23 protein-coding genes are annotated in these 23,780 nt (G+C 44.0%); 11 read left to right on the top strand and 12 right to left on the bottom strand.

Going from position 1 to position 23,780, the window contains the following annotated elements; genetic code table 11:
* Both HF974_09555 and HF974_09550 read right to left on the bottom strand, forming a co-directional pair.
* Positions 1-493: hypothetical protein (locus HF974_09555; protein MBC2698553.1), on the bottom strand; the 493-nt coding region annotated here is incomplete at its 3' end.
* Between the two features lie 118 nt (positions 494-611).
* Positions 612-1,046 (bottom strand): hypothetical protein, encoded by a 435-nt coding sequence (locus HF974_09550; protein MBC2698552.1) that lies wholly within the window; start codon positions 1,044-1,046, stop codon positions 612-614.
* A 579-nt stretch (positions 1,047-1,625) separates the two neighbouring features.
* On the opposite strand from HF974_09550, the gene HF974_09545 reads away from it, so the two are divergent.
* The 6 genes from HF974_09545 to HF974_09520 all read left to right on the top strand — a co-directional run bounded on the left by HF974_09545 (position 1,626) and on the right by HF974_09520 (position 6,681).
* On the top strand, positions 1,626-2,684 hold the full coding sequence (locus HF974_09545; GenBank protein MBC2698551.1) for a DUF362 domain-containing protein: 1,059 nt from the start codon (positions 1,626-1,628) through the stop codon (positions 2,682-2,684).
* A 264-nt stretch (positions 2,685-2,948) separates the two neighbouring features.
* Positions 2,949-3,164 carry a hypothetical protein gene (locus HF974_09540; GenBank protein ID MBC2698550.1) on the top strand — a complete coding sequence of 72 codons (216 nt, stop codon included), beginning with the start codon at positions 2,949-2,951 and terminating at the stop codon, positions 3,162-3,164.
* A gap of 110 nt (positions 3,165-3,274) precedes the next feature.
* Positions 3,275-4,075 (top strand): P-loop NTPase, encoded by an 801-nt coding sequence (locus HF974_09535; protein MBC2698549.1) that lies wholly within the window; start codon positions 3,275-3,277, stop codon positions 4,073-4,075.
* A complete protein-coding gene (gene rpiA, locus HF974_09530; protein MBC2698548.1) occupies positions 4,059-4,760 on the top strand; it encodes a ribose-5-phosphate isomerase RpiA in 702 nt (233 codons plus the stop codon). The genes HF974_09535 and rpiA overlap by 17 nt, the downstream gene beginning before the upstream one ends.
* Before the next feature lie 35 nt (positions 4,761-4,795).
* Positions 4,796-5,353: a DUF2115 domain-containing protein gene (locus HF974_09525; GenBank protein ID MBC2698547.1), complete on the top strand. Its 558-nt coding sequence runs from the start codon at positions 4,796-4,798 to the stop codon at positions 5,351-5,353.
* 77 nt (positions 5,354-5,430) lie between these two features.
* Entirely contained in the window at positions 5,431-6,681 is a 1,251-nt protein-coding gene (locus HF974_09520) for a Glu/Leu/Phe/Val dehydrogenase (GenBank protein ID MBC2698546.1), read from the top strand.
* Between the two features lie 92 nt (positions 6,682-6,773).
* Here HF974_09520 and HF974_09515 read toward each other — a convergent pair whose 3' ends face one another.
* From HF974_09515 to HF974_09485, 7 genes are all read right to left on the bottom strand, one after another.
* Positions 6,774-9,461, bottom strand: coding sequence for a DEAD/DEAH box helicase family protein (locus HF974_09515; GenBank protein ID MBC2698545.1), 2,688 nt, complete (start codon positions 9,459-9,461; stop codon positions 6,774-6,776).
* Positions 9,445-9,834, bottom strand: coding sequence for a DUF86 domain-containing protein (locus HF974_09510; GenBank protein ID MBC2698544.1), 390 nt, complete (start codon positions 9,832-9,834; stop codon positions 9,445-9,447). Before HF974_09510 ends, HF974_09515 begins: the two co-directional genes overlap by 17 nt.
* Positions 9,827-10,114 carry a nucleotidyltransferase gene (locus HF974_09505; GenBank protein MBC2698543.1) on the bottom strand — a complete coding sequence of 96 codons (288 nt, stop codon included), beginning with the start codon at positions 10,112-10,114 and terminating at the stop codon, positions 9,827-9,829. Before HF974_09505 ends, HF974_09510 begins: the two co-directional genes overlap by 8 nt.
* 26 nt (positions 10,115-10,140) lie before the next feature.
* Positions 10,141-10,611 carry a DUF4411 family protein gene (locus HF974_09500; protein ID MBC2698542.1) on the bottom strand — a complete coding sequence of 157 codons (471 nt, stop codon included), beginning with the start codon at positions 10,609-10,611 and terminating at the stop codon, positions 10,141-10,143.
* A 4-nt stretch (positions 10,612-10,615) separates the two neighbouring features.
* Positions 10,616-11,782 carry an ImmA/IrrE family metallo-endopeptidase gene (locus HF974_09495; protein MBC2698541.1) on the bottom strand — a complete coding sequence of 389 codons (1,167 nt, stop codon included), beginning with the start codon at positions 11,780-11,782 and terminating at the stop codon, positions 10,616-10,618.
* Positions 11,779-14,049, bottom strand: coding sequence for a site-specific DNA-methyltransferase (locus HF974_09490; GenBank protein ID MBC2698540.1), 2,271 nt, complete (start codon positions 14,047-14,049; stop codon positions 11,779-11,781). Before HF974_09490 ends, HF974_09495 begins: the two co-directional genes overlap by 4 nt.
* A 659-nt stretch (positions 14,050-14,708) precedes the next feature.
* Positions 14,709-16,181 (bottom strand): phenylalanine--tRNA ligase subunit alpha, encoded by a 1,473-nt coding sequence (locus HF974_09485; protein MBC2698539.1) that lies wholly within the window; start codon positions 16,179-16,181, stop codon positions 14,709-14,711.
* Positions 16,182-16,323: 142 nt separating this feature from the next.
* Between HF974_09485 and HF974_09480 the strand changes: the two genes are divergently transcribed.
* Genes HF974_09480 through HF974_09470 form a run of 3 tightly spaced genes read left to right on the top strand, consistent with a single transcriptional unit; the run spans position 16,324 to position 19,495 of the window.
* Positions 16,324-17,373 (top strand): hypothetical protein, encoded by a 1,050-nt coding sequence (locus HF974_09480; protein MBC2698538.1) that lies wholly within the window; start codon positions 16,324-16,326, stop codon positions 17,371-17,373.
* 7 nt (positions 17,374-17,380) lie between these two features.
* Positions 17,381-18,310, top strand: a complete 930-nt coding sequence (locus HF974_09475; protein MBC2698537.1) for an ABC transporter ATP-binding protein — start codon at positions 17,381-17,383, stop codon at positions 18,308-18,310.
* A gap of 3 nt (positions 18,311-18,313) precedes the next feature.
* Positions 18,314-19,495, top strand: a complete 1,182-nt coding sequence (locus tag HF974_09470) for an ABC transporter permease (protein MBC2698536.1) — start codon at positions 18,314-18,316, stop codon at positions 19,493-19,495.
* Positions 19,496-19,593: 98 nt separating this feature from the next.
* Here the strand turns inward: HF974_09470 and HF974_09465 are convergent, their stop codons facing one another.
* Complete coding sequence (locus HF974_09465) at positions 19,594-19,959, bottom strand: VTT domain-containing protein (protein ID MBC2698535.1); 366 nt, start codon at positions 19,957-19,959, stop codon at positions 19,594-19,596.
* 481 nt (positions 19,960-20,440) lie between these two features.
* Between HF974_09465 and HF974_09460 the strand changes: the two genes are divergently transcribed.
* The gene (locus tag HF974_09460) at positions 20,441-20,962 is read left to right on the top strand and encodes a hypothetical protein (protein MBC2698534.1); all 522 of its coding nucleotides are present in this window, start codon (positions 20,441-20,443) and stop codon (positions 20,960-20,962) included.
* A 44-nt stretch (positions 20,963-21,006) separates the two neighbouring features.
* Complete coding sequence (locus HF974_09455; protein ID MBC2698533.1) at positions 21,007-22,476, top strand: proline--tRNA ligase; 1,470 nt, start codon at positions 21,007-21,009, stop codon at positions 22,474-22,476.
* 321 nt (positions 22,477-22,797) lie between these two features.
* Here HF974_09455 and HF974_09450 read toward each other — a convergent pair whose 3' ends face one another.
* Together HF974_09450 and HF974_09445 are read right to left on the bottom strand one after the other, a co-directional pair.
* Entirely contained in the window at positions 22,798-22,983 is a 186-nt protein-coding gene (locus HF974_09450) for a type II toxin-antitoxin system HicA family toxin (GenBank protein ID MBC2698532.1), read from the bottom strand.
* On the bottom strand, positions 22,983-23,204 hold the full coding sequence (locus HF974_09445; protein MBC2698531.1) for a type II toxin-antitoxin system HicB family antitoxin: 222 nt from the start codon (positions 23,202-23,204) through the stop codon (positions 22,983-22,985). Before HF974_09445 ends, HF974_09450 begins: the two co-directional genes overlap by 1 nt.
* Positions 23,205-23,780: the final 576 nt, after the last annotated feature.

The raw sequence follows: 23,780 nt of genomic DNA, 5'->3' as shown, positions 1-23,780 counted from the left end.
TGCCCAAAGAATAGTTGGAGTAATAACAAAAAAAGGTTATGCAAGGGGTACTTTCATTTTTTGAGCATGTCATTCGAAGAATTTCATGTACGTTTTCTGTATCCCAGTCATGCATATCAGTAAATAAAATCGTCTTGCCAAAAGTGAGTTCTAACTTATTCTCAGCCCCCTTGTCAAACGAAAACGTAAACACATTCTCTTCTTCAAACCCTTCAAACGGGAACACTTCCTTATAGTCATCTGGGATAACTTTTGAGGCATCAAGCAGTGCATTTGTGATACTTTTTTTCTTTCCATTCCCAACTCTTTCGACAGATTGTTTTATTTTAAGAAGTTTCTCAAGAATCTCAACCTTCTTTTTTTCATATGTTTGCTTTTGTTTTTTGTAGCTTCCTGGATGGTATCTCACCACTAAGGTGAATTCAGTTCCAAACACCTTTTTTTTTATTCGATAACCCAACACCTCTTGTTTTTTCTTGGTTTTGTAGAGCAAATCGAACTCATCAAGTGAAATGTTATATAATTCTTCACAGGCTATCCAAAAATCAACTTTTCACGACACTATGGAATTCTGAGAGTTTCCAACACATGAAGTTAAGATCTTAATTTCCTTAAATTTTGTGCATACCTACATGAAAATCCACATATTTCACCGACAAATCACTAAAAACGTGTTTTAAAGTACCAATTAGAACATTTTTCGTATCCACAACAAACAGATTTGCCCCCTTAATCCCGTTTTTCAGTATTTCTTTCCAGTTTTTACCTTCCCTTTTCACAAACCCATCAATCTTCCCAATATTATGCACAATACACATCATCAGAAATTCCACACTTGCTTTTTCCTTCCCCCTCAAAAGAAACTCCCTAAACCCTCTATTCTGTTTCATCTGGCCAAAAACAGATTCTGCCGTGTACATTCGCTCCTGATATAGTTCCTTCCCTTCATCAGTCCTCAGTTTTCCCCTCATTTCATCCAATAAATATTCTCGTGGGTCTCTTGAAATTATTCTATTTAGCATGAAAGTACCCTTGGGTTCTTTCATTTTTTGAGCATGTCATTCGAAGAATTTCATGTACGTTTTCTGCTTTAGTGCATGCTTTTTTAAATACACAATCTGAACAAAAATCGCAGACGTATTGTCTCAGGTCAGGTTTATCCTTTCGTTTTTGAATCCTTGTAAACGGCATCATGATGCCTGCAGGGCAATAGTAACAATCCTTTTCCTCATCGAATTTAAATATCGACTTATAAGGCTTAAATTCACACATATTGAAAAACTTTGCGTTCTTTGCGGTGACATCTCAATAAAACTCAACCAAATTTAAGAATATATTTTCCGATGCTTGATCACGTTTGAACGCATAGAGTCATCCAACGGTTTATTGATGCTATAGTATTGTGTAGTGTATATACACTACATAATATGCAACTTTTTCTGTTTTGATCGTTAAGCAATTCTGGGGCGCAGGCTAAGCTTTTCTAATTAAGAATGGAGTGGGTAATTTAGGAGGTTACAAGCCATTCCTGACGCTATGGATAGGTTTTACCAGGAGGTATTGTTCTATGCAAACAGGTTTTTATGGTTGCGCTACCTTAATTGCTACATTGAAGGACTGATATTATGACAGTTGATGTATTTTTCAGGTCAGCAGAGGACGTGGGGGCAAAAACCAACCAGATCGATCAGGTAAAGGAATTGTTCCTGAAAATATCACCGGTTAAGGAAGGCGACATTGTAGCAGTCAAGATACACCCCGGAGAATACGGGAATACCACATATATCAGGCCAGTGCTCGTGCGTACAGTTGTCGACCTGGTAAGGGAAGCGGGCGGCATCCCTTTTGTTACAGATACCACTACATTGTACAAGGGCATGAAACTGAACGCTGCAGACCTGATATGGGCTGCGGCAATGAACGGTTTTACCCAGGCCAGCATGAATGCACCGTTCATTGTAGCGGATGGACTGCTTGGGGATGATGCTGTGAAAGTGGATATAGGAGGCTTGATACTGAAGGATATAACTGTGGCATCAGCTATCGCTAAGGCCGATTCCATGATAGTTATTTCCCATGCGAAGGGACATCCCGGCTCAGGCTTTGGGGGCGCTGTGAAGAACTTGGGAATGGGTTGCCTGGATAAGGAAGGTAAGACCAGGGTTCATGAAGTAGGCAGGCCCACCATCGACCCTGAGAAATGCAACGGATGCGGTGAATGTATTGATATCTGCGCCTGGAATGCCCTGGTACTGGAGGATGCCCATGCCAGGGTGGACTGGAACCTGTGCCGAGGGGAACTGGCATGTCTGGCTTCATGCCCACAGGAAGCTATCATTGCACCCGATAATGTGGATGTGGAGATGCAAAAGCTACTGGGCGAGGCAGCACTTGGGCCCATTAAGTGCCTGCCATACAGGATAAGTTACATCAACTGGATATATGACCTGACCCCGGGCTGTGACTGCTTTAATTTCTCTGCACCCAAATTTGCTGATGATGTGGGTATCACGGCATCAACCGACCCGGTAGCTATTGATGTAGCAACTTTGGATTTAATAAACAGGAAGATGGGGCATCATGGCAGGAGTATAACTGATGTCTGGGGCGTGGATCCGATCGTGCATCTTAAGTATGCTGAGCAGATCGGTTGCGGGAGCATGGAATATTATCTGGTGGAATAAGTTTTCTAAGATTCCCTCCAGTCAATTCTATAAACTTTCAAGTGTCACAATCCCGTACGGTTTGCTCTGAAAACTGTATTTTCACGCTCATGGGTGTCTCGACATACCATGAATGCTTATTTTTTACCTCGCAGCAATGTAACATTCAGGAGTAAGGGGTTTGCAGGATGGAGTGATATGCTTTATTCAATATGGGAAGATATGCAGGAGTGCTTAAAACAATACCATATGCGTTCGATGACGGAAACGGTTAATTCTATGCTGATGGCTAGATTTGGAGCTCCTTTGAGGAAAAGACTTGATGCGCACAAGGTTACTGAAATACAACTGAAGAATGTTGCACATAATGTTAGGAGAATTGGATATCTTGAGATTATGGATGGCATTATACCGCATTGTGGACATTTGATCGGAATGAAGTTCGGGTCGGCCTGGAATTTAAATTCACTAACAGTACATCTAAAGAATACTTTTTATTGATCAATAAAATCATCCATGATTATGGCTTTATCTTTATGAAATTACACATATTTATATACTTGTTATGATGTTTAATTTAAAAAGGATTTCCCCAGGACATGATTAGCATTATGACAGCTGAAATCTATCTTATATTATCTGGAAAGGGTGGAGTGGGAAAAACCACAGTTTTCTCAAATCTTGCAACCTCAATTGCAATGTTAGGAAAAGAGATCATCATAATTGATGCTGATCTGGCAATGCCGAATCTGGGACTTGTTTTTGGTATGATCGATCCACCAATAACTATTCATGACGTCCTTGCCGGCAGTGAACCGCTAGAAAAAGCCATCTATGAAGGACCCAACGGTTTGAAATTTATTCCGGGCGGGGAAAGTATCGAAGGATTCCAGGCAGCTGATCCTTCTCATATGATAGATGTACTGGACAACTTAAAAGAGACGGCAGATTATATATTAATAGATGCCCCGGTAGGCTTAAACGAAGATATTATCTTGTTATTACCTGCAGTTGATCACATTATAATCATTTCCACTCCTGAGCTGATATCTATGGCAGATGCTCTGCGAATGCTACTCATTGCAAAGTCAGCAGATAGTATCATCGACGGTGCTATTTTGAACCGCACTAGTGTATATGATGAAAATAGCGCAATAGAATTGCTCGAAAAAACCATGGAATTAAAGATACTTGCTGTAATTCCCGATGATATAAATGTGCATAGAGCTGGTCTGAATAAGATTCCCCTGGTAATTTCAAATCCTGATTCACCGGCATCTATTGCAATCAGGAAACTGGCAGCACAACTTATAGGAGTTGAATTTATCCCTGATACCAAGAAAAGTGGGATAATCCAAAAGATACTTGGAGCATTAGGGTTTAATGTCAATTCAAATGAAAGACCGAACTGAAAAATCAAATACAAGTGAGAAAAAAGCAGTTGGTGAATCAGCTGCAAATCTTGTAGGGGACAAAATGGTAGTGGGTCTTGGTACAGGGTCGACCATTGCTTTTGCAATTGAATCACTTGGACACAGAGTAAAAAAGGGATTGGACATAAGAGGTGTTCCTACGTCATATCAGTCACAAATGCTGGCAATTGAGCATGACATTCCCCTCACCTCACTTGCACAGGACCCGGTTGTAGATATAGCCATCGACGGTGCGGACCAGGTTGATGCGAACTTGTGTGTAATTAAAGGTGGGGGTGCCGCCCATACCAATGAAAAGATCATCGCAGCTTCAGCCAGGCGGTTCGTGGTACTTGTGGACCCAAACAAAGTGGTTGAAGTGCTGGACCACTATGTACCTCTGGAAGTCATGCCGCAGGCCCTGGAACTGGTCAAGCGCCAGGTCAGGGAACTGAAAGGTAAGCCTGTGTTGCGTATGGCGGCACATAAAGACGGACCTGTGATCACAGATAACGGTAATTTCGTGGTGGATGCTGATTTTGGTATGATCAATGACCCTGAACAGCTTTCCAGGGAATTATCCAATTGTACCGGAGTGGTCGAACACGGTATTTTCCTTAATGCGGACGAGGTCTATGTTGGAAAGCCGGATAGTGAAATTAAAATACTGAAGCGCAAAGGTTGATGTATTATTATAAGTGTAAAGGTTGATGCATTACTATGGCAGCGTCTTCATTTAAGAAACTCAAAAGTGTCCATGAACTACAGGAATCTGTGCATGACCAGCAGACCCTGCTATCAAAACTTAATAAAGAACTCTCGGCATATACTGTTTTTGACCTGATGAAAATACAGGCCCAACTGGAGAAGGAATGTAAGTATCTCCCATTGAAATATAAAAAAGTGTTCAGGGAAAAGATGGCTGAACAACTTATTTCAAATTTTAAAGCAATTATTGCTAAAACACATTCCTATAATCAGATACTTGATAAGGAACAGTTTATTGAATTCATTAAAAGTTTCCAGGAAAAACTTGATAATATTGATACGAAAGACACTTCCCAAGCACATGATATGACTGTGCTGTACCATTTATGTGCTCTTTATAATATATTCATAACCAAAACACCGCCCCATCCTGAAGGTACGCCTTTTCCGGGCGGGTTTTTTGTGGAAAAGATAGGGGACCATTATTACTGTCCTGTGAAGGATAAGCAGAAAGATAATGATGAAGCCCTTTGCAGGTTCTGTGTAGCCAGGCAGACTCAAATAGAGTAATATCCACTCACTGCTAATCAAAAGGGTATTATAGTAATTTTACTAAAGTTATAAACAATATACATTGAGGTTATATTATGAGTGGAGAAAAGAATCCTTACGATAATGCCTGCGGGCAGATTAAGATATGCGCAGCACAGATGGACATGGATCCCGGGCTATATGAGATACTCATCAGTCATAAAATGATACATACTGTCTCCCTGCCAATTAAAATGGATAATGGGGGGATAAAAGTCTTTACCGGGTACCGCGTCCAGCATAACGATGCCAGGGGACCCTATAAGGGCGGTATCAGGTATCATCATGAAGTGTCCATGGATGAAGTAAAATCCCTTGCAATGGGGATGACATGGAAATGTGCACTCATCGACATACCTTACGGCGGCGCAAAGGGCGGCATCGTCTGCAATACAAAGGAAATGTCCATTGGTGAGAAGGAACACATAACCAGGCGTTACACTACCATGATATCCCAGTTCATCGGTCCCTATAGGGATGTGCCTGCGCCTGATATGTATACAGATGCCCAGACCATGGCATGGATGATGGATACCTATAGTGTCATAAAGGGATACTCTGTTCCTGAAGTGGTGACCGGCAAACCTATCGGGTTGGGAGGAAGCGAAGGACGTGCCGAGGCTACCGGACGGGGTGCGGCAATAATCTTAAGGGAGACTGCCAAAACCCTGGGTATGAAACTGAAGGATTCAACTGTTGTGATACAGGGTTTCGGAAATGTGGGTGTTAACGCTGCAATGACGTTGAACAGTATGGGATGCAGGATTATCGGAGTAAGTGATTCAAGAGGCGGTATATTTGATCCTGACGGTCTTAACCCAAGTAAGGTTTTTGCCCATAAATTAGAGACCGGTTCGGTTGAGGGGTTCCAGGGAAGTGAAAAGCTGACAAATGAAGAACTCCTTGAACTGGAATGCGACTTCCTTGTACCGTCTGCACTGGGGAACCAGATCACAATGAAGAATGCAGGAAATATCAAAGCAAAGGTGATCGTTGAGGGTGCCAATAACCCCACCACAACCGAAGCAGACACGATACTGGATAATAACGGGATATTACTGGTGCCTGATATTCTTGCAAACTCAGGTGGTGTCATGGTGAGCTATCTTGAATGGGTGCAGAATATCAACCGCCAGCACTGGAGCCTGACAGAGGTTAACCAACAGCTTGAGGCAAAGCTGGTATCATCATTTAAGAATGTATGGGATGCGAAAGAGGAGAAGGGACTGAATATGCGGGATGCCAGCCTTGCAATCGGTGTAAGCAGGGTGGCCGATTCGATCAAGATGTTGGGGCTGTTCCCTTAGGATACAGACCTAACAGTTAAAGTTATATTTTATGTACTATGAAAAACACAAGGACATCCAGGTACCTTAATACTGCAACTGGTGGAGATATATCATTCACTTTTGTATTCTTTGAATGTATTAACAAGATGTTTAAAAGATGATGGAGTGTATGCGTGGAAGCCTTCTTCATCAACAAATATATAATCAAACATTATTTCTTTTTGTAATTTGTTAATGTCTTCACACCATTGTTTTAAGCGGTTCATTTTCAATGGTACATCCAGACCTTCCTGTCCTTTGGTTTCGATAATGTAAATCTCTTTTTCAGATTTTTTAACAATAAAATCTGGATAGTAATTTGAAATATCACCATCAATATTCTCATAATCGATACGGAAATTCACGGCAAAATAATTTTTAACATATGAAATTACATCATCACAACCCTCAAGAAATGATGCAAAATGCAGCTCAAGTTGACTGTCACCTATGATTTTATTGAATATGCTCTTTTGTGGCACAAGATAACTTTGCTCCTTGGCAACGAAAGGTCTTGTTTGGCGTAATATTATATAATCCTTTATTTTTACATCACCTTTATCCTGTACCGTCAATTCGTTAATCTTTTTCTTGAAAGTTTCTATCACTGCCTTTGTTGCTTCCAGTTCAGAGAGATTCCTTATTGTGTTTAGATCATCAATCTCAATTTCCTGATCAAACAGGAAGTTTTGTATAAATTCCTTGACCTTGCCGTACAATACATCATATCCGCTAAACAGATTGATATCTTTCATAATGATCTGGGTGAAATATCCTATAGCATTACGGTAATCAGTAACAGTAATTGGATCAAGTGTAGTCGTATGTGTGACTTCATTAGTTGTTATATCCTTGAAAATAATTTCGCGCTTTTCTTCTTCTGAAAACAGTTTATATCCAACTTTTTTGTTCTCAAATGTGCCTGGATTCAAGTCTTCAAGACTCTTATAATTCCTGAATATACGTGGAGTTAAGACAGGTAGCCGGATGTCCAGTTTATCTAGGTCTTTTTTTGTGTTTTCATTGTCCACTTCAACAATCAGTGGCGTTTTGGCCCTGGTTCCTTCACCCATAGCCCTGCGCTCAAGCTCAACTCCCTCATTCTGTATGGATTCAACAAAATTCATAAAGGCATCTGTTCCGACCACGCTGACATATTCTTTCGTGCCAGATCCGGGATACATGCAGCGGATACCGCGGCCCAAAGTTTGTTCAGGTAGAATGTTGCTTTTGGCTGAATATGGCCTCAAACCTACAATGGTGGTTACATTCCTGACATCCCACCCTTCTTTTAACATCATCACAGATACAATGGCTTTGTATGGGCTATCTAAACCATCTATTTCATTGGCTTGCTTTCTGAGTATATCCATTTCTTCTTTTGCTTTCTTACTGCTTGCCTCGGAAATCTCACCATTGTTCTTGGTGTGGATCACCAGCACCGAATCTTTTAATTCAGGGAAATTGTTTTTAAGGTATTCTGCCACTTCATCGCAGTTTTTCGTGTCATCTGTCATGGCAAACAGAATGGCTTTTTTCCCTAATTTTTCATGCTCAACATAAGCTTTGCGCCATTCTTCAACTCCCAGATTCAGATAATCCGCATACTTTTCTGAAAAAATGGCGCTCTGTTGCTCTATCAGTTTTGACTGGCTAGCAGAATCAGGCAATACCGGATGTTTGACCACATTCTGGGTTATGGCTTCCACCAATGGATAGTCGGATATGGTCTGCACAAAGATGGCACCGTTGTTATGCTTTGGGGTTGCCGTTACATCTACCTGCAGGGAAAGAAAATGGTCTTTTTGCCTGAGTCTGTTATGAATATCTTCAATGGATCTGAACCATGCCAGGCGTTTGTCATGAATATGGTGGGCTTCATCATTGAGCACCACCAATTCATCAATTTCCCTGACAATATCCCCTAAATCCACCTTGGAATCGATTGTTTCGCCAGTGGGCCGCCTGCCAAGGAAATAATCTGCAAGGTCATCATCTTCAAAGCTGGGCTCAACATCGTTACTGGCATAAACCCGGTGAATATTGGTGAGAAATATATTCCCGGTCTTGCGGGTGATGTTGACATCGTCCTGGATGTGCAGGGTCAACTGAAAATCGTCCTGCCAGTTCTGGCCTTCATATCCGTTGTCAGGCAGCACCGGGTCATTAAAAAAGATGCGCAAACCGTCAAAGTCGGTACGCAGCCGATCCAGCACGATGATGTTCGGGGCAATCATTAGGAAGTTGCGGGCCAGTTTCGAATCCGGCTCATAGAGTTTATGGAAATAGCACCAAGCCAGTATAAGACTCAACACTTTGGTCTTGCCGCTACCAGTAGCCATTTTTATCACAAAACGTCGCCAATCCTCGTCAAACATGCCGGCAGATACAGCTTCTGAAGAATCATAGCGCAGCAGATCGTATTTGTCCTTTACATGAACCACATCATAGAGATAAATAACTGTCTCTACAGCTTCACGCTGGGCGAAATAATACTGGAACAAAAAGGTCGTTCCATCGGCTTTTGGCAACAGGTGTTCTGTTTTGAACCACCAGTTGAGCAGTGATTTGCTTGTGTTGCTTGCACCATCATAACCATTGTCCCGCCATGCTTTGACTTTTTTTCGCAGCACATGTACCAGGGGCGGCAGCAGTTTATCATAGCTTGATTCACTGAGCGCCTCGTCGGCAGGGAACCAGCGGATATCCGGGTTTAATATGTTGTGTGGAGACGGGGGAAAATCAGGGTGTATGGCCATTTTTCAACTCCTTTATCATTTCCTGTACAACAGTGCGCAAAGGCTGCAGATCATTGGTACAAATGTAGAAAATCTCCTCGGCGTCGATATTGAAGTACTGGTGAGAAAGGACGTCACGCACCCCTTTGACGCCAGACCAGTGAATATCTGGATAATGTTTTGTTAGATATTTTCCTTCGGTGTCTGTGTCGATTGTTTTGAAGTTTTCCCCGATGGCTATGAGCATCATAGCGATTCCATCCAGCATGTCCTGACCTTTATCACTATCCAGAAAATCATCTGGCGAATTAATGCTGGTAAACCGACGCTGGATTTTCTCTAACGCCTCGTCAATCTGTTCTAACTTTTCCAGAAGCAACGTTGCATCATACATAGTATGCCTCCCTGTCGATGCGCCTTTTCAGGTAGTGATTCATACGCCGCCAGTAACGCACCAGATCGACCTTTGACCTGAAGATCGTCTCCAGTTCTTCTTTGAGGCTTACTCTTGCAAACATATCGGGCGGCATCTCAACAACAACGTCCACATCGCTGCTATCAACCGCTTCATCTCTTGCTACCGAACCAAATATTCCCAGCCGGGTGATTCCATATTGTTCCTCAAACTCCTGTTTATGCTCACGCAAAAGTTTCAGTGCTTGCTCCCTTTTCATACCTGTCCACCATTAAGTCCTATCAATTAAAAAGTCCACCCCTCTTGTTCCATAAAACCTTCCAAATTGGTGCATTGAACAGAAAAGTAATTGCAGACATTTGGGATTTTTGCAGAATGATCTCTGAATATTTCGGTGGTTACTACTTGACAATTAAGTACTTTGGCGCGGGCTATTACAAACGGATCAGCGACTGGCTTGCCCTGAAGCCTTTCTTTATTTCGGATCATTGCCTGAAAATGCTGTACTTTGAAAATCTCACTTACAAACCGGAATTCTTCAATTGTGGGTTTTGAAAATAATTTATCTTTTTCTTCTTTTGCCCAACTTGTCAATGCATCTTCCCGAGAGTTGATCTCATTGTAAACCTCCCTGACTGAAATAAGCTCTCCTTCTAAAACGAGATCATGAAACTGCTCCCACAATGTAGGAAATCTTGCCGGATAATAATGATTGAAAAGATCGATAAGAGGACCAGTGTCAAAAACGTATTTCATAGCACTAGCTCCTGCGTAACAGATTATCCTCAAATTTGAGCACTTTATCTTCCTTTATTCCGAGATAGTCTGACAATTGCGATTTCGAAATAACGCCTTGATAATATTTACTGAACGCTGTTTCAATATAGCGGTCGCCCAGATATGTTTTTTGAGTTCTATAATAATCGCCACCTGAACCGGGTTTTTTATGCTTTGATGCTTCAGTTTCCCATTCCCGTACTTTTGATTCGTAAAATGCCTGACCTACATATCCCAGATCAAGACATTTGCGCAGAATAACCTCACGACTAACGCTATACTTTTTTGCCAGACCAGACAGCAGATTGTCGTCTATACTCTTATTGCGTAAGTGTTTTTGAACATCTTCAGAGGGAACCAGAAATTCTCCTGCAAATTTATTACAAAAAACTTCAATATGCTTATTGTTCCCACTTATCCTCCAGACAAAATCATCATGTCTTAGATCAACTCCTCCGGTCCTGAACAGAAGATGTGCAAGCTCATGAAAAAGTGTAAATATCTGACGGCTTTTTGCCTGGCTGTTATTGATATATATTATTGGAAAAACATTGTCATATAGACAAAAGCCTGAAAATTCCTCATCTTTGAATGCACCTTTAAAGATAAAAATCCCATGTTCTTCAAGCAAATTGCGCCAATATTTTAATGCATCTTCGTTTGATTCTACTGCATATTGTTCTTTAAGACTAACACCTAAATATTTCCTCACTTCTTTTGCCGCATTAGACACTGGATCAGAACTTTTTATTTCAAGATCAATAAATATTTTCTGCTTTGCCGGGTTCACATTGTCATACAATTCTTTTAGATTCTCCCGCAACGCCATTGCCTTACGGATCAGATAGAGCAATGTGGGCTCCATCAGGTCAATTTCCTGCCGGGGTAATGTACGAAAAGACTGCCTTGGAGTTTCTTCTTCAGGTGGTTCAGGAAAGAAAAATAATGCCAAAGGCCGTTTGAATATTTTATAGGCAAGTTTTTCCAGTTGAGGATATGATGGACTTGCGTTGCCATTTTCCCAGTCTTGAACCACTTCGGCCGTCACACGTTTACGCTTGATCTTATCAACAACATCTTCTATGCTGTATCCAGCCGTTTCCCTTGCCCACCGCATAATATCAGGATTTACAGGAATGGGTTCACTCATACACTCGCCTCAATAATTTTCATAGTATCATTGCCGAAAATATCCACTACCTTGACAGCGATCTTATACCGCCCGGGCTTACATTCGTGAAGTGGCGTTTTCAGTTCAAGGTTCCGGTCCTTTTTTGTGCGGAAACTTTGCCATTCGTTCTCAAAGATAAAGTCACCTGTCCAGTATTCTTCAGTCTCGTCGGTCTCTTCGTTCTTGACGGCTATGATCTCCCGCTTACTTTCAAAGTCAAAGTCCACGCTCCAGTAATCAATCCAGTCGGTCCAGTGCTGTGTCAGTACTTCGCGGGTGATGATTCCTTTTTTGTTCTTGCTGACTTTTACGATCTGCCCCTGTTCTACCACTATCTTGTTCTTGCCTGCTTTGAGGCTTTCGGCTGCATGGTCTATGGAGTCCTGTGAGTAGAACACGGAAAAGTCGGTCAGTTCAACTGCAATGGATTTTTTCTTGACATGGGGTTTGACTTCGATGTAGGAGACATCATGGAATACTACCTGGTTCTTTTCCACTGCCCGCTTATCAAATACCTCACGTGGGATGTATTTCATGGCAAGGTCAATGCCTTTGGTTTTTGCTTCGTCGAGAATGTTGGGGAACAGCCCCATCTCAAACTCAAAGCCTAGAATGTCCACGCGAGAGATGCGTTTTTCCCGGCACTCAAGGATGACCTCTTCCACATACAAGCGTGTCACCGGCAGGTTCACCGGCCCGACTGCTACCATGCGGCCTGCTTTTTTTGCATGGAATGTTTTGAAGTTTTCCACTGCTTCGGCGCGGTATGCGTGAAGAATAAGTTCAACAAAATGCTTTTCTTTTGCTTCAAGCTGTTTTTGCTTTTCCTCTTCCCGCAGGTTGGGGTTGACGCCGATGTAGTGCTGGCGTTCGTACTTGCCGAGGTTGAGTATCTCAAAGGCGCGCCAGTCCCTGGCGTCTTCTTTGAGTTGCCTCTGTACGCCGATTATACGCTTGCGGGTGGTGTGAATGGCGAACTTGCCAAGGTCTGAGACTATCCATTTGCGGCCGAGTTTTTCTGCGACTGCTGCTGTGGTGCCGGAGCCACCGAACAAGTCGGCGATAAGGTCGCCTTCGTTGGATGAGGCTTTGATGATACGTTCGAGGAGGGCTTCGGGTTTTTGAGTGGGGTAACCAATTCGCTCTTCCGCTTGAGAATTTATCAATGAGATGTCATTCCAGAAATTTCCAACTGGCTTCCCTTTATCATCTTTCGGTCGTAGTTTTCTGAAAGGCTTACCATTGCTTGTCCAGCCTAAATCACCGTTACGATCGATTTCTTCGAGCTTCTTGCGCACTACACGCCATCCACAGTTAGGAGGAGTGTAACCTTTGTACTCGAAAACCATCGTTGGACGAGGCCCCATCGACATCGACCTCACAATAGGCCCATCATAGTAGCGGCCCTTTTCATCGCTATACTTATACTTTTCTTCAAGATCAGCTTTTGATAGAGGAATACGAATATCCTCAAGATTTATCGCGGTTTTATCAGACTTAGCAAAATAATAAATGCTATCTGTATATACATCGTATTTTTGAGATACATGTTGTGAACCCTTGGGATTTGTCGATCTGACCCAAGTGATTTCACTTCGAAAATTTTTCTTACCGAATACTTCCGCCAAAACCAAGCGTAAAAATGAATTCACCCGCCAGTCACAATGCACATAGATACTCCCATCCTCAGCCAGCAGATCCCGCATCAGTACCAGCCGCTCATAGATCATAGCAATAAAAGAATCTGCCCCCCTGCCCCACGTATCCCTGTATGCAATTTCTTCAAGCACATTTGGCTTTTTAGTAAAAGTATCGCCGCCAATCTCAATATCCATGGAAAAATCAGCGCCCACATCAAAGGGCGGGTCGATATAGATCAGCTTGATGCCGCCCTGCTTTTCAATCTCCTCCCGCAGGGGGCCGTTCTTCAGGCTGGATAGGATCAGCTTGTTATCGCCCCATATCAGCTTGTTGGTCCAGCCCTTAAGCTGCCGGCCCCGCTCGTCAACATCGAACAAGGTCATCTGTTTGTACCGCTCTCTAGTTTCTTCTGAGCGCGGCTCATCCACCTGCTCGATTATCTGGAATGGCAGCACCACGTTGGTTACTTCCGCAGTCTTGCTGTTCCAGAGAAGTTCTACTTCCCGGTTATCATCGAATAAGAGGAAACGGTATTTGTCAGGCAGGGGTTTCCCTGCTTCGATTAGTTTAATGGCATCTCTTTTTTCGTTATCGGTTAGGTTCATTCAATGCTCCGGTTTTCTGGTATCGATTTGGCTATTTCAAGAAGGGTGAGTTTGTAAATTATAGGATGAAATATTTTTACATTTTCATTATTTCTTATATACTTTAAATCTTAGTATATTGATAACTTCAATATCTAGCTTTCTGCACGTCTTCCTGATTATCGTTTTGCCAGGCATGGAATATCTGCCACTCCCCATCCGCATCACCCCACATGAATTAGCGAAGAGCCAATATTTCTCCACATCGATTTTATAATTCTTCAGGCAGCTTCTTGAAATTTTTTACAGCTTTTTTTGTTAAAACAACATTATACATTCTAGTTGCTCGCTTTTAGTGCCTTCCAATCGGTGTATTCACCAGCATTGAACTCTTTTTCACCTTCAATTATCGTATTTATTTCGTCTTCTTCCGGTTCAGCTTCGGGAACAAGAAGATTTTTGAGCTCATGAATTTCAGCTCTTAGAAGTTTGAGTTATTTATAAATGGTTTCGTGAGTCGCTGCCATAATTTAAACGCCAACAATTTAGATGTTTTTACATTATTTAAATTTGACTCAATTATGAGGTTTTATAAGCTAAACTCCGAGCATCCTTGAGATACCTCGGATTTTAGCGTTAGCGAAATTCGGAATGGTTGACTTCAATTTAAAAAAGGGAAATCAATCCCCGCATACAGGACTCTTGCGCAGCCAGTCGATATCTGACTGGTACAGCGTCCGAAGGTCACGCAAACCCAGTCTCAGCATTGCAAGCCTGCTGACACCAAGGCCCCATGCAAGAACAGGATACTTTATACCAAGGGGTTCGGTGACCTCCTTACGAAACACACCGGCACCGCCCAGTTCGATCCAGCCCATACCCTCGATATACACTTCCGGTTCCACGCTGGGCTCGGTATAAGGGAAATAGGCGGGCCTGAACCTGACATCGGCAAACCCTACCCTGTGATAGAACTCCCTCAGCAACCCAAGCAGGTTTGAAAAGCTCATACCCTCATCCATTACCACACCCTCAAGCTGCTCGAACTCAGGGGTATGGGTGGGGTCAATGGTCTCCCTGCGGTATGCCCTGTCGATGCAGAAAGCCTTTACAGGCGGGTCCGGATTGTCTGCAAGATATTTTATTGTATTGGCTGTGGTGTGTGTGCGCAGTACGTTCTTTTTGGCCTGCTCCTTGCTCCACTTCCCCCCCCATCCCTTGCTGTCGATATCTCCCCCATGTTCGTGCATGTCAGCCACGGAATCAATATATTCGGGGGGCACATCACCGGTGCTGTCCAGGTAGAAGGTGTCCTGCATATCCCGGGCAGGGTGGTCCTGGGGCTGGAACAGGGCATCGAAATTCCAGAAACTGCTCTGGATTATCTCGCCCTTGATCTCTGTGAATCCCATCTCAAGGAATATCTGGCGCATCTCATCTATGAGCCTCTGATACGGATGTGTCTTGGCACCATAGACAGGCTGCACAGGTGCGTCTATATTATAAGCACGAAGGTGTTTATCCTTCCAGCTGCCTGTCCTTATAAGGTCTGATGTGAGCTGGGCCACTTCTTCTTCCAGTGTGATACCCAATCGGAACGTCTCCTTCCCGGACTCTGTTATCGTAATGGTGCGGGTCTTATCTTCGCTGATCTCAATGAGATTGCGTTTGACAAGGTCTTTTTTTACACCCTTCGAAATTTCAGTAAAGGTACCTGCCTTTAGATTGGCCAGGGCCTCTTCATCATCTCCAGGGGGTGGAATGTCGCCAGGGACAAGGTTACCGTCTTCGATTCTTGCCCAGCCTTTTTTGCGCATCCAGCCCAGTGCTATTCCGACAAGTTTCGGGCCAAACTCATCCTTCACGGCATCAATTGGTGTGGGTGATGTGACCTTTTCGATGACCTGCCGTTCGGGCAGGCCCGAACTAACATACTCATCCCCTTCCGTTGTCAGGTTGTATTTCTCAGTTGTAAACTCAGATACCTGTAATAGTCCTTTTTCCTCAAGCAGGAATGCACCCTGTACGGCAGCTTCCACGCTGAGGCCTGAGGCAGTTGATAATTCTTTCGGGTTTGTAGTCTCCAGGTCTCCCATTGCCAGCAGTACCTGTTTTTCATTAGGGGTCAGATCGGATTGGGTAACATCGGCCATTGTTTTCCACCTTGGTTTTAGGGTATATACTCCCCTATAAAAGACTTAAAACTATCCGTATGTATCCGGATATCAGTACAAATGTTTTTTAACCATTAACCTGCATTATTCTCAAGCCCAATATGTTTCAGGGGGTCCGATAATGAGCAAATTAATCGTAATGGTATTTCTAATATCTATATTATTTGTCCAGTCAAGTGCAGAAAACATTCCGCCTAATATCTGGACATACACTGATGACTATTTCACAGCATATGGCAGTCCTGAGATGATTGTAAGTATTGCAGGCAGCCCGGAATATGACCGGGATGAGACCTCGAATCTACTGGTCCGGGTCATGAACCAGGGCAAGATAACAGGTTTCAAATCAGAGGACAAGCCAGTTGGTTCCAATGAGATCGCACTCTCGAAGATAGAACAGCAGCTGGAATATGGCATTACTACGTCTGTGGGAGTAGTGGCTTGTTTATCGGCAGGGGACGCTCCGGTGGACATTAAAACACCGCCCCAGAGCGCAGGTACCCTGGTATCAGGACAGGTCTCGCATCCGCTGCCCTTTGAGATCAAGATCTGGGATAGTGCCCATGCAGGGAAATACACACTGGAAGTAAACCTAACCTACCAGTTCCAGAAAGATGTCCAGGTGGACGGGAATGCATCAAACAACCAGATCGACTACAACATGCTGTACCAGCATGTCAACGAGACCCATGAGATTTTTATAATTGTCAAAGAACAGGCCGATTTCGAAGCTACAGAAATAACCAGTGACCTCTTACCGGGAAAGCCCGGCATCCTCAGCATAACCTTCCATAACACAGGAGAAGAAACAGCCTCAATGGCCACCGCAAGGTTGCGATTATCAAACCCGCTCAGCAGCACGGATTATACCGCTTATTTGGGAGATATGGAACCAGGTGACCAGGTCCGGGCCAGGTTCAACATAGATGTGGACCCTGAGGCCATACCTAAAGCATATTCGGTCAAAGCAGAGATCGAATACGAGGATGCAGAAGGACAGATGAGAATATCAGATATTATCTATGTCCCGGCACAGGTCAGGGACCACGAGGAAGGGAAGGGTATATTTGGAAATCCACTGCTGCTGGGTGCTGGCTTGATAGTAATAGCTGCATTGATATTCATTTACATGAAACGGCGGGAAGGTGGCAGTAGCAGTGGCAGTGAATAGTGATGTAATTATCACTGTGGAGAACCTGGTCAAGAGGTATAACGGCCACACTGCAGTAGATGGGGTTTCCTTTGAGATTAACAGGGGTGAGATATTCGGGTTGCTTGGCCCCAACGGTGCAGGCAAGTCCACTATCATCTCAATTCTGTGCTGTCTGCTGGAGCCCACCCTGGGAAGTGTGGTAATCGACGGATCTGATATACGGAAGAATTCTAACAATATAAAGAAGATCATAGGCGTGGTGCCCCAGGAAATCAGCCTGTATCACACACTGACAGCAAGGGAGAACCTGGCTTTTTATGGAAAGATATACGGGCTGTCAGGCAGGACACTGAAATCGCGTGTAGAAGCACTACTGGATATGGTCGGTCTGACCGAGCGGGCCGACGACCTGCTGGAAGGTTATTCAGGAGGTATGAAGCGCAGGATCAATATCGCTGCTGCACTGCTGCACGAACCCAGAATATTATACCTGGACGAACCCACAACAGGTGTTGACCCCCAGAGCCGCAGGAAAATATATGATACCATCCAGGATCTTAACCGCCAGGGTATGACCGTGCTTTTAACCACACACCAGATGGAGGATGCAGAGAAATTGTGCCACCGCATAGCCATAATGGACAAGGGAAAGCTAATAGCCCTGGATACACTAAAAGGACTGCTGGAACTGGTGGGTGAAAGTGATATGATCCATGTACTGGCACCTGAGATACTACCTGAACCTGTGGAATCTATAAAGCGCATGCCTGATGTCCGGAAGGTATCGCTGGATGAAGGAAACATGACCGTTCAACTGCTGCGGGGCAGGGAATCGCTGGCAGGAATTATCGATATCCTGATATCTTCAAAAACACAGGTTGAGTCCATCTACATCAAGGAACCTGACCTTGAAACGCTATTCCTTCACCTGACCGGGACAAAGCTGAGAGGGTAGGATATGAAGTTCCATATCATCGCTGCCAAGGATCTGAAGATCATACTGAGGGACCGAAATGCCCTCATAATGATGTTCCTGGTACCAATGATGATCATATCAGTTGCCGGAATGGCCCTGGGAGGTCAGTACCAGCAGAACATGCAGATCAATGTACTGATAGTGGACCTGGACAACGATGAGGTCTCCAGGGGACTTGTGGAGTTCCTGGAGGAGATCGATATACTTAACGTGGATATGGAATCAAATGAGTTCGCTGCCAGGGACAGGGTCAAGAACCAGGAATACGGCAGGCTGATAATTATCCCACTGGGTTTTACTGAATCAGTTATGACCGGACAGGATACCGGATTGCTGATCATTGCGGACCCTACTAAGGAATCGGATAACACAGTGCTGGAAAAGATAGTAGAAGGCTATGCCAGCAGGATATCAACTAATGTGGTGGTTGTAAAGACAGCAAGTGCATATGGGATCCCTGTCCATACAGAAGAGCAGATCCTGGAAATCATTGATACAGCCGGACAGTTCGTGCACCCACCTCCCGTGGATGTGACAATTGAAAATACTGCATCCAATCTCGTGGAATTCTCTCCCTTTACCCAGTATGTGCCTGGATTCGCTGTAATGTTTCTCATGTTCACCACCGTACAGATGGGATCGATCAGCTTGATAAAGGAACAGGAAGCAGGTACACTGAGACGGCTGATAACCGCTCCTATCAGCAAGGCAGAGATCATCGGGGGCAAGATCGCCAGTACTTTTATCAGGGGATTTGTGCAGCTTACTGTACTGATCTATTTCGGGCATGTGGCCTTTGACCTGGATCTGGGTAGTGATATACTGGCCCTGTTTGTACTGATAGCTGCTGTCACACTGGCATCCACGGGATTGGGGGTACTGGTTGCTGTACTGGTGAAAACAGTAGATCAGGCAGATTCGATATCCCTCTTTCTGGTAATGATAATGTCTGCCATCGGTGGTTCATGGTGGCCGCTGTCTGTTGAGCCCCAGTTCATGCAGAATATGGCACATTTTACTATAACGGCATGGGCCATGGATGGATTCTATGACCTGTTGTATTTCGACCTGGGACTGGCCGGGATATTAGAGGAAGTAAAGTGGCTGGTGTTGATGATGATCATATTTTTTGGAATTGCCATCAGTCGGTTCAAGTTCGAATAAACCGGTAGTTCAGAAAAAGATAATCGACAGAAGATAGGTAAGTAAAAGATAATCCGGCAAAAGATAGGCAGGTAAAAGATAGTTCGGAAAAAGATAGTTTAGATAAAGTACGAAAGCAGCGCATTGCCGAACAGCATCAGGATGATGAATTTCAACAATTTACCAATAAAACAACCAACTGTATATAGCCGCACAGGGAACCGGGAGAATCCTGCCACGAACGTGACCACCTCAAAAGGAAATGGGGTAAGTGCACCAAGGAATACTACTGTAATGCCTATCCATTCATGCAAATTGAACCAGCCGTGAATTCGCTCCCCAATCCCATTTTTATTGAACCGCCCGGCAATGGCCTCACTCCCTCTCCCAAGGAAATATGTGGTCAGGCTTCCGAAGGTGGCACCTGCCGATACTATAACTACTGTGGGGAATAATGGAAAACCCAGGGCAGGTAGACCTGCCACTACAGGTTCAAGGAATATCGGAGCAGGCTGCTGGCGATTAGGGATAATAAGAAAATACCCAAATAACCGCCAGGTGCTACAATATTCTCAAACAATAGATATACTCCGGATGTTTACAACTACCTAACGGGATAAAGATATAAAATCCTAGAGATTGTCGGAAAAGCCTGATTTTCGAATATTTTAGCTTTGCCATCTAAACTTGACTGGGCGCAGCATAGTGATTCAGTTTTAAAAATATTTCTGGAAGTTTCAATTTAGTCGCTTTTCAGGTACTTTTCCGACAATCTCTCCTAATCAATAAAGCAGTACCCTGATAAAATGTAATTTAACCAAAATATCTTTCCATGGCAGATAAATGTCCTAAACATTTATATTAGTCTGTGTCTTTAAATGAAGCAATATAGACCATTCAAAGGTGATTATTATAATAAGCAAAAAGAGCGACCCTATCACACAGTTAATTGATGAGCATAGAATAATGGAAAGGGTAATGGATGTGATGGAAAAATTAGCTGAGGGTATTGAAGAACAAAGATCTATATCCCCAGATATGATTCTGGGAAATATCGGCATGTTACTTGAGTGCAATGATGGATACCATTATGGAAAAGAAGAAGACATTTTGTTACCATTTTTGGAAGAGATCGGGAAAAATGAGATAAAAGAATCAATCCAATCTTACATTGCCCAATATAGAGAAAATGGCAAGTTACTTGCCACAATAGTCGATTCTGTGGATGATCACTCAAGTGGGGATATGGATGCAACAATAAGGATCATGAAAAATATCCGTGAGTTCGTCAGAAACGTGCGCCCTCTCTACTTGAATGAAGATGAAGAAATCTTCAGGCCATTGAAAAAGATCCTGACAAAGGAAGAGATGGACAAGTTGACTAAAAAGTTCCAGGATTTCGATTATGATTGGGATGGGCCTACTTTGAACAATTACCAGAAACTCGTAAGGGAAATGGAACTAAAAGCAAGTTATACTGTGTGGTAATAACCGAAAAGAATATTATTTCCTTCACCATCAAGACTCCTACTATGACCGACCTCTCCATTTCATCCGATAATACAAAGCCTGCCGAAGAATCAAAATCCCTTCCTTCCAAGTCAGATTTTAGCGAATGGTATAATGAACTGCTCCGGATAGCTGAGATCATGGACGTGCGCTACCCTGTCAAGGGGCTGTATGTGTGGAACCCTTTTGGTTTTTCCATTCGCTCCAGGGTATATTTCATTATGCGTGAACTCCTTGACAATACCGGGCACCTGGAAGCTATGTTCCCCCTGCTCATTCCTGAACATGAGTTCATGAAAGAGGCCGAGCATATCAAAGGCTTTGAGGATGAGGTCTACTGGGTCACACACGGCGGCACTGACCCGCTGGATGTGAAACTGGCACTGCGTCCCACAAGTGAGACTGCTATTTATCCAATGTATAAACTCTGGGTGCGCTCTCATGCTGATCTACCGCTGCTTATCTACCAGATAGTCAATACCTTTCGCTACGAGACAAAACATACGCGCCCCCTTATCCGCCTGCGTGAGATCACATCCTTCAAGGAGGCACATACTGTACATGCCACATGGGACGATGCAGCCGCCCAGGTCAGGGAAGCTACCCGAATATACCAGGAGTTCTACCATCGGCTCGCTGTACCCACTGTGGTGAGCAAGCGGCCTGACTGGGATAAGTTCCCTGGTGCAGACTACACCATGGCAGTGGATGTACTGATGCCTGATGGTAAGACCCTGCAGGTGGGTACGGCCCATCACCTGGGTGATAATTTTGCCAATACCTTTGATATCAGGTACGAGGATACTAATGGCGAGCAGGTACTGGCACACCAGACCTGTTATGGTGTCAGTGAGCGCAGTATCGCAGCCCTGATATCCATTCACGGTGACAATAAGGGACTGGTGTTACCTCCAGAGGTTGCACCTGTGCAAGTTGTAATAATCCCAATCGTATTCGGTGAAGATAAGACTGTCATAACTGCAGTAAACAAAGTGTCAGATACGTTAAAGCAATCCGGACTGCGGGTCGTGGTTGACGATAGTGATGCAAGGCCGGGTGCCAAGTACTATAAGTGGGAAATGAAGGGGGTTCCTGTGCGTATCGAAATAGGACCAAGGGACTTAAAGAACAATTCCGCAGTTGTTGCATTGCGAAATGGTGGTAAGAACAGCGTTCCAATAGACAGTATCCTGCCAGGGATTATTAAAGCTTTTACTGGTATTCACGATAGCCTGTTGGAAACTGCTGACAGGGAATTGAATGATCATATAAGGTTGTGCACTGACCTGGATGAGGTGAGGGATTATATCCGGACAGGCATAGCACGTATTGCATGGTGCGGCGAGCGGGACTGCGGACTTGAGATGGAAGAGATCGTTGGTGCCGGCATACTGGGTGAGCCAGAGGACCCTGCACTGGGTAAGGGTGAAGGTTCGTGCCCCATTTGCGGTAAGCCTACCGATATTGTGGTGCTGATGGCGCGGACGTACTGAAAAAACCTGGTTGTTGGTACCAGGTACTTATTATTTGGCATAATCGTTTATGTTACCATGCCTCTTGCTGAATATTTATGAAGGAACTAATCTGTGCTTGAATCTGTTCAATATTAGTTACTGAACGCACACAGGAATGTAAGAATGCTCTGCGATTTTAAATATCACATAAATTGTATATTTCTACAGCCATGGGGCCGCCGACAGCACTTACCAACACCCGAGGCCGCCGCACGCATTGCAGAGCACCAGGGCGCAGGCTGTGAGGCTGAGCGAGAGAGGCGGGCCGCATACATTGTATTATACGATGATACGCATGATTTAGGGCTGTGGTACTTCCAGGTCCTTGCAGATCTTTTTGGCAAGAGCATCCATAATCTCGCTATGGCGGGGAACAGTAGATGTCTTCATGTTCAATGGATTGTAGAAGACAGTGTGATTCCCACTCTCACGAAGAAACTTGCACCCATGCTTCTCCATATGGCGAAGCAGTTTCCGTCGCTTCATCAGACAGCAACCTTGATTTCTTCTCGAACAAATTCCTTGCCTGTTAAGCCCATCTCTGCAAGTTCTCTGTTGGAGATCAAGATCAATTCGATTGCTTCGCGAAGATTTTCACGAGTTTCTTCGAGAGTTTTTCCCTGGGTGTTAGCTCCAGGCAATTCTTCAACGTATCCGATATACCAATCATCGGCTTTCTCAAATATTGCAGTAAACGTGCTTTCCATATGGCTTTGCCTCATTTAATGATGATAATTGCGCACTTTTATATAACGTTTTATGGGTTTAATAAGTTGCGGGGCAGAGGGGCGGTGGGGCGGCGGAAGATTGAAGAAATACGGGAGCTGAAATCATTTCAATCTTAACCGCAGAGTGCGGTCAAGTAGCCGGAGGCCGTTGCCGGCCTCAAGCCCTCTAAGAACGGTACGTGAAAGTTTCCCCTCATACCGCTCACGCATTCCATAACCCTTATCGGGCAGCAGTTATCAATTCGATAATTGCTTTTGTAATTCCGGTCTGCAGCCTATTAACGCTTTGAGCGTCTGTGAGTCTCTCGCTTTTCAGCGTAGTTGAGTATCTCACATTAATAGGTTTGCCTCCATTCATACAATGGAACACAACTGGTAAGTCAGCACCCTTTCGGGCAAAGGCAAATTTTGAACCTCTATACAACTCATTGCAAATTGTCATTTGCTTTTTACCATTTCGCCGAGTAGCCAGAGGCCGTTACCGGCCCCCAGCCCTCTAAGAACCGGACTTGCGACTTTAACCACATCCGGCTCAAGCATTTCATAACCTTTTCT

This window comes from ANME-2 cluster archaeon (genome assembly GCA_014237145.1).
In the GTDB taxonomy this organism is placed as follows: Archaea; Halobacteriota; Methanosarcinia; order Methanosarcinales; family Methanocomedenaceae; genus Methanocomedens_A.
Note: the sequence above shows the minus strand (reverse complement) of the source record. Positions and strands in the feature narration are given on the sequence as shown.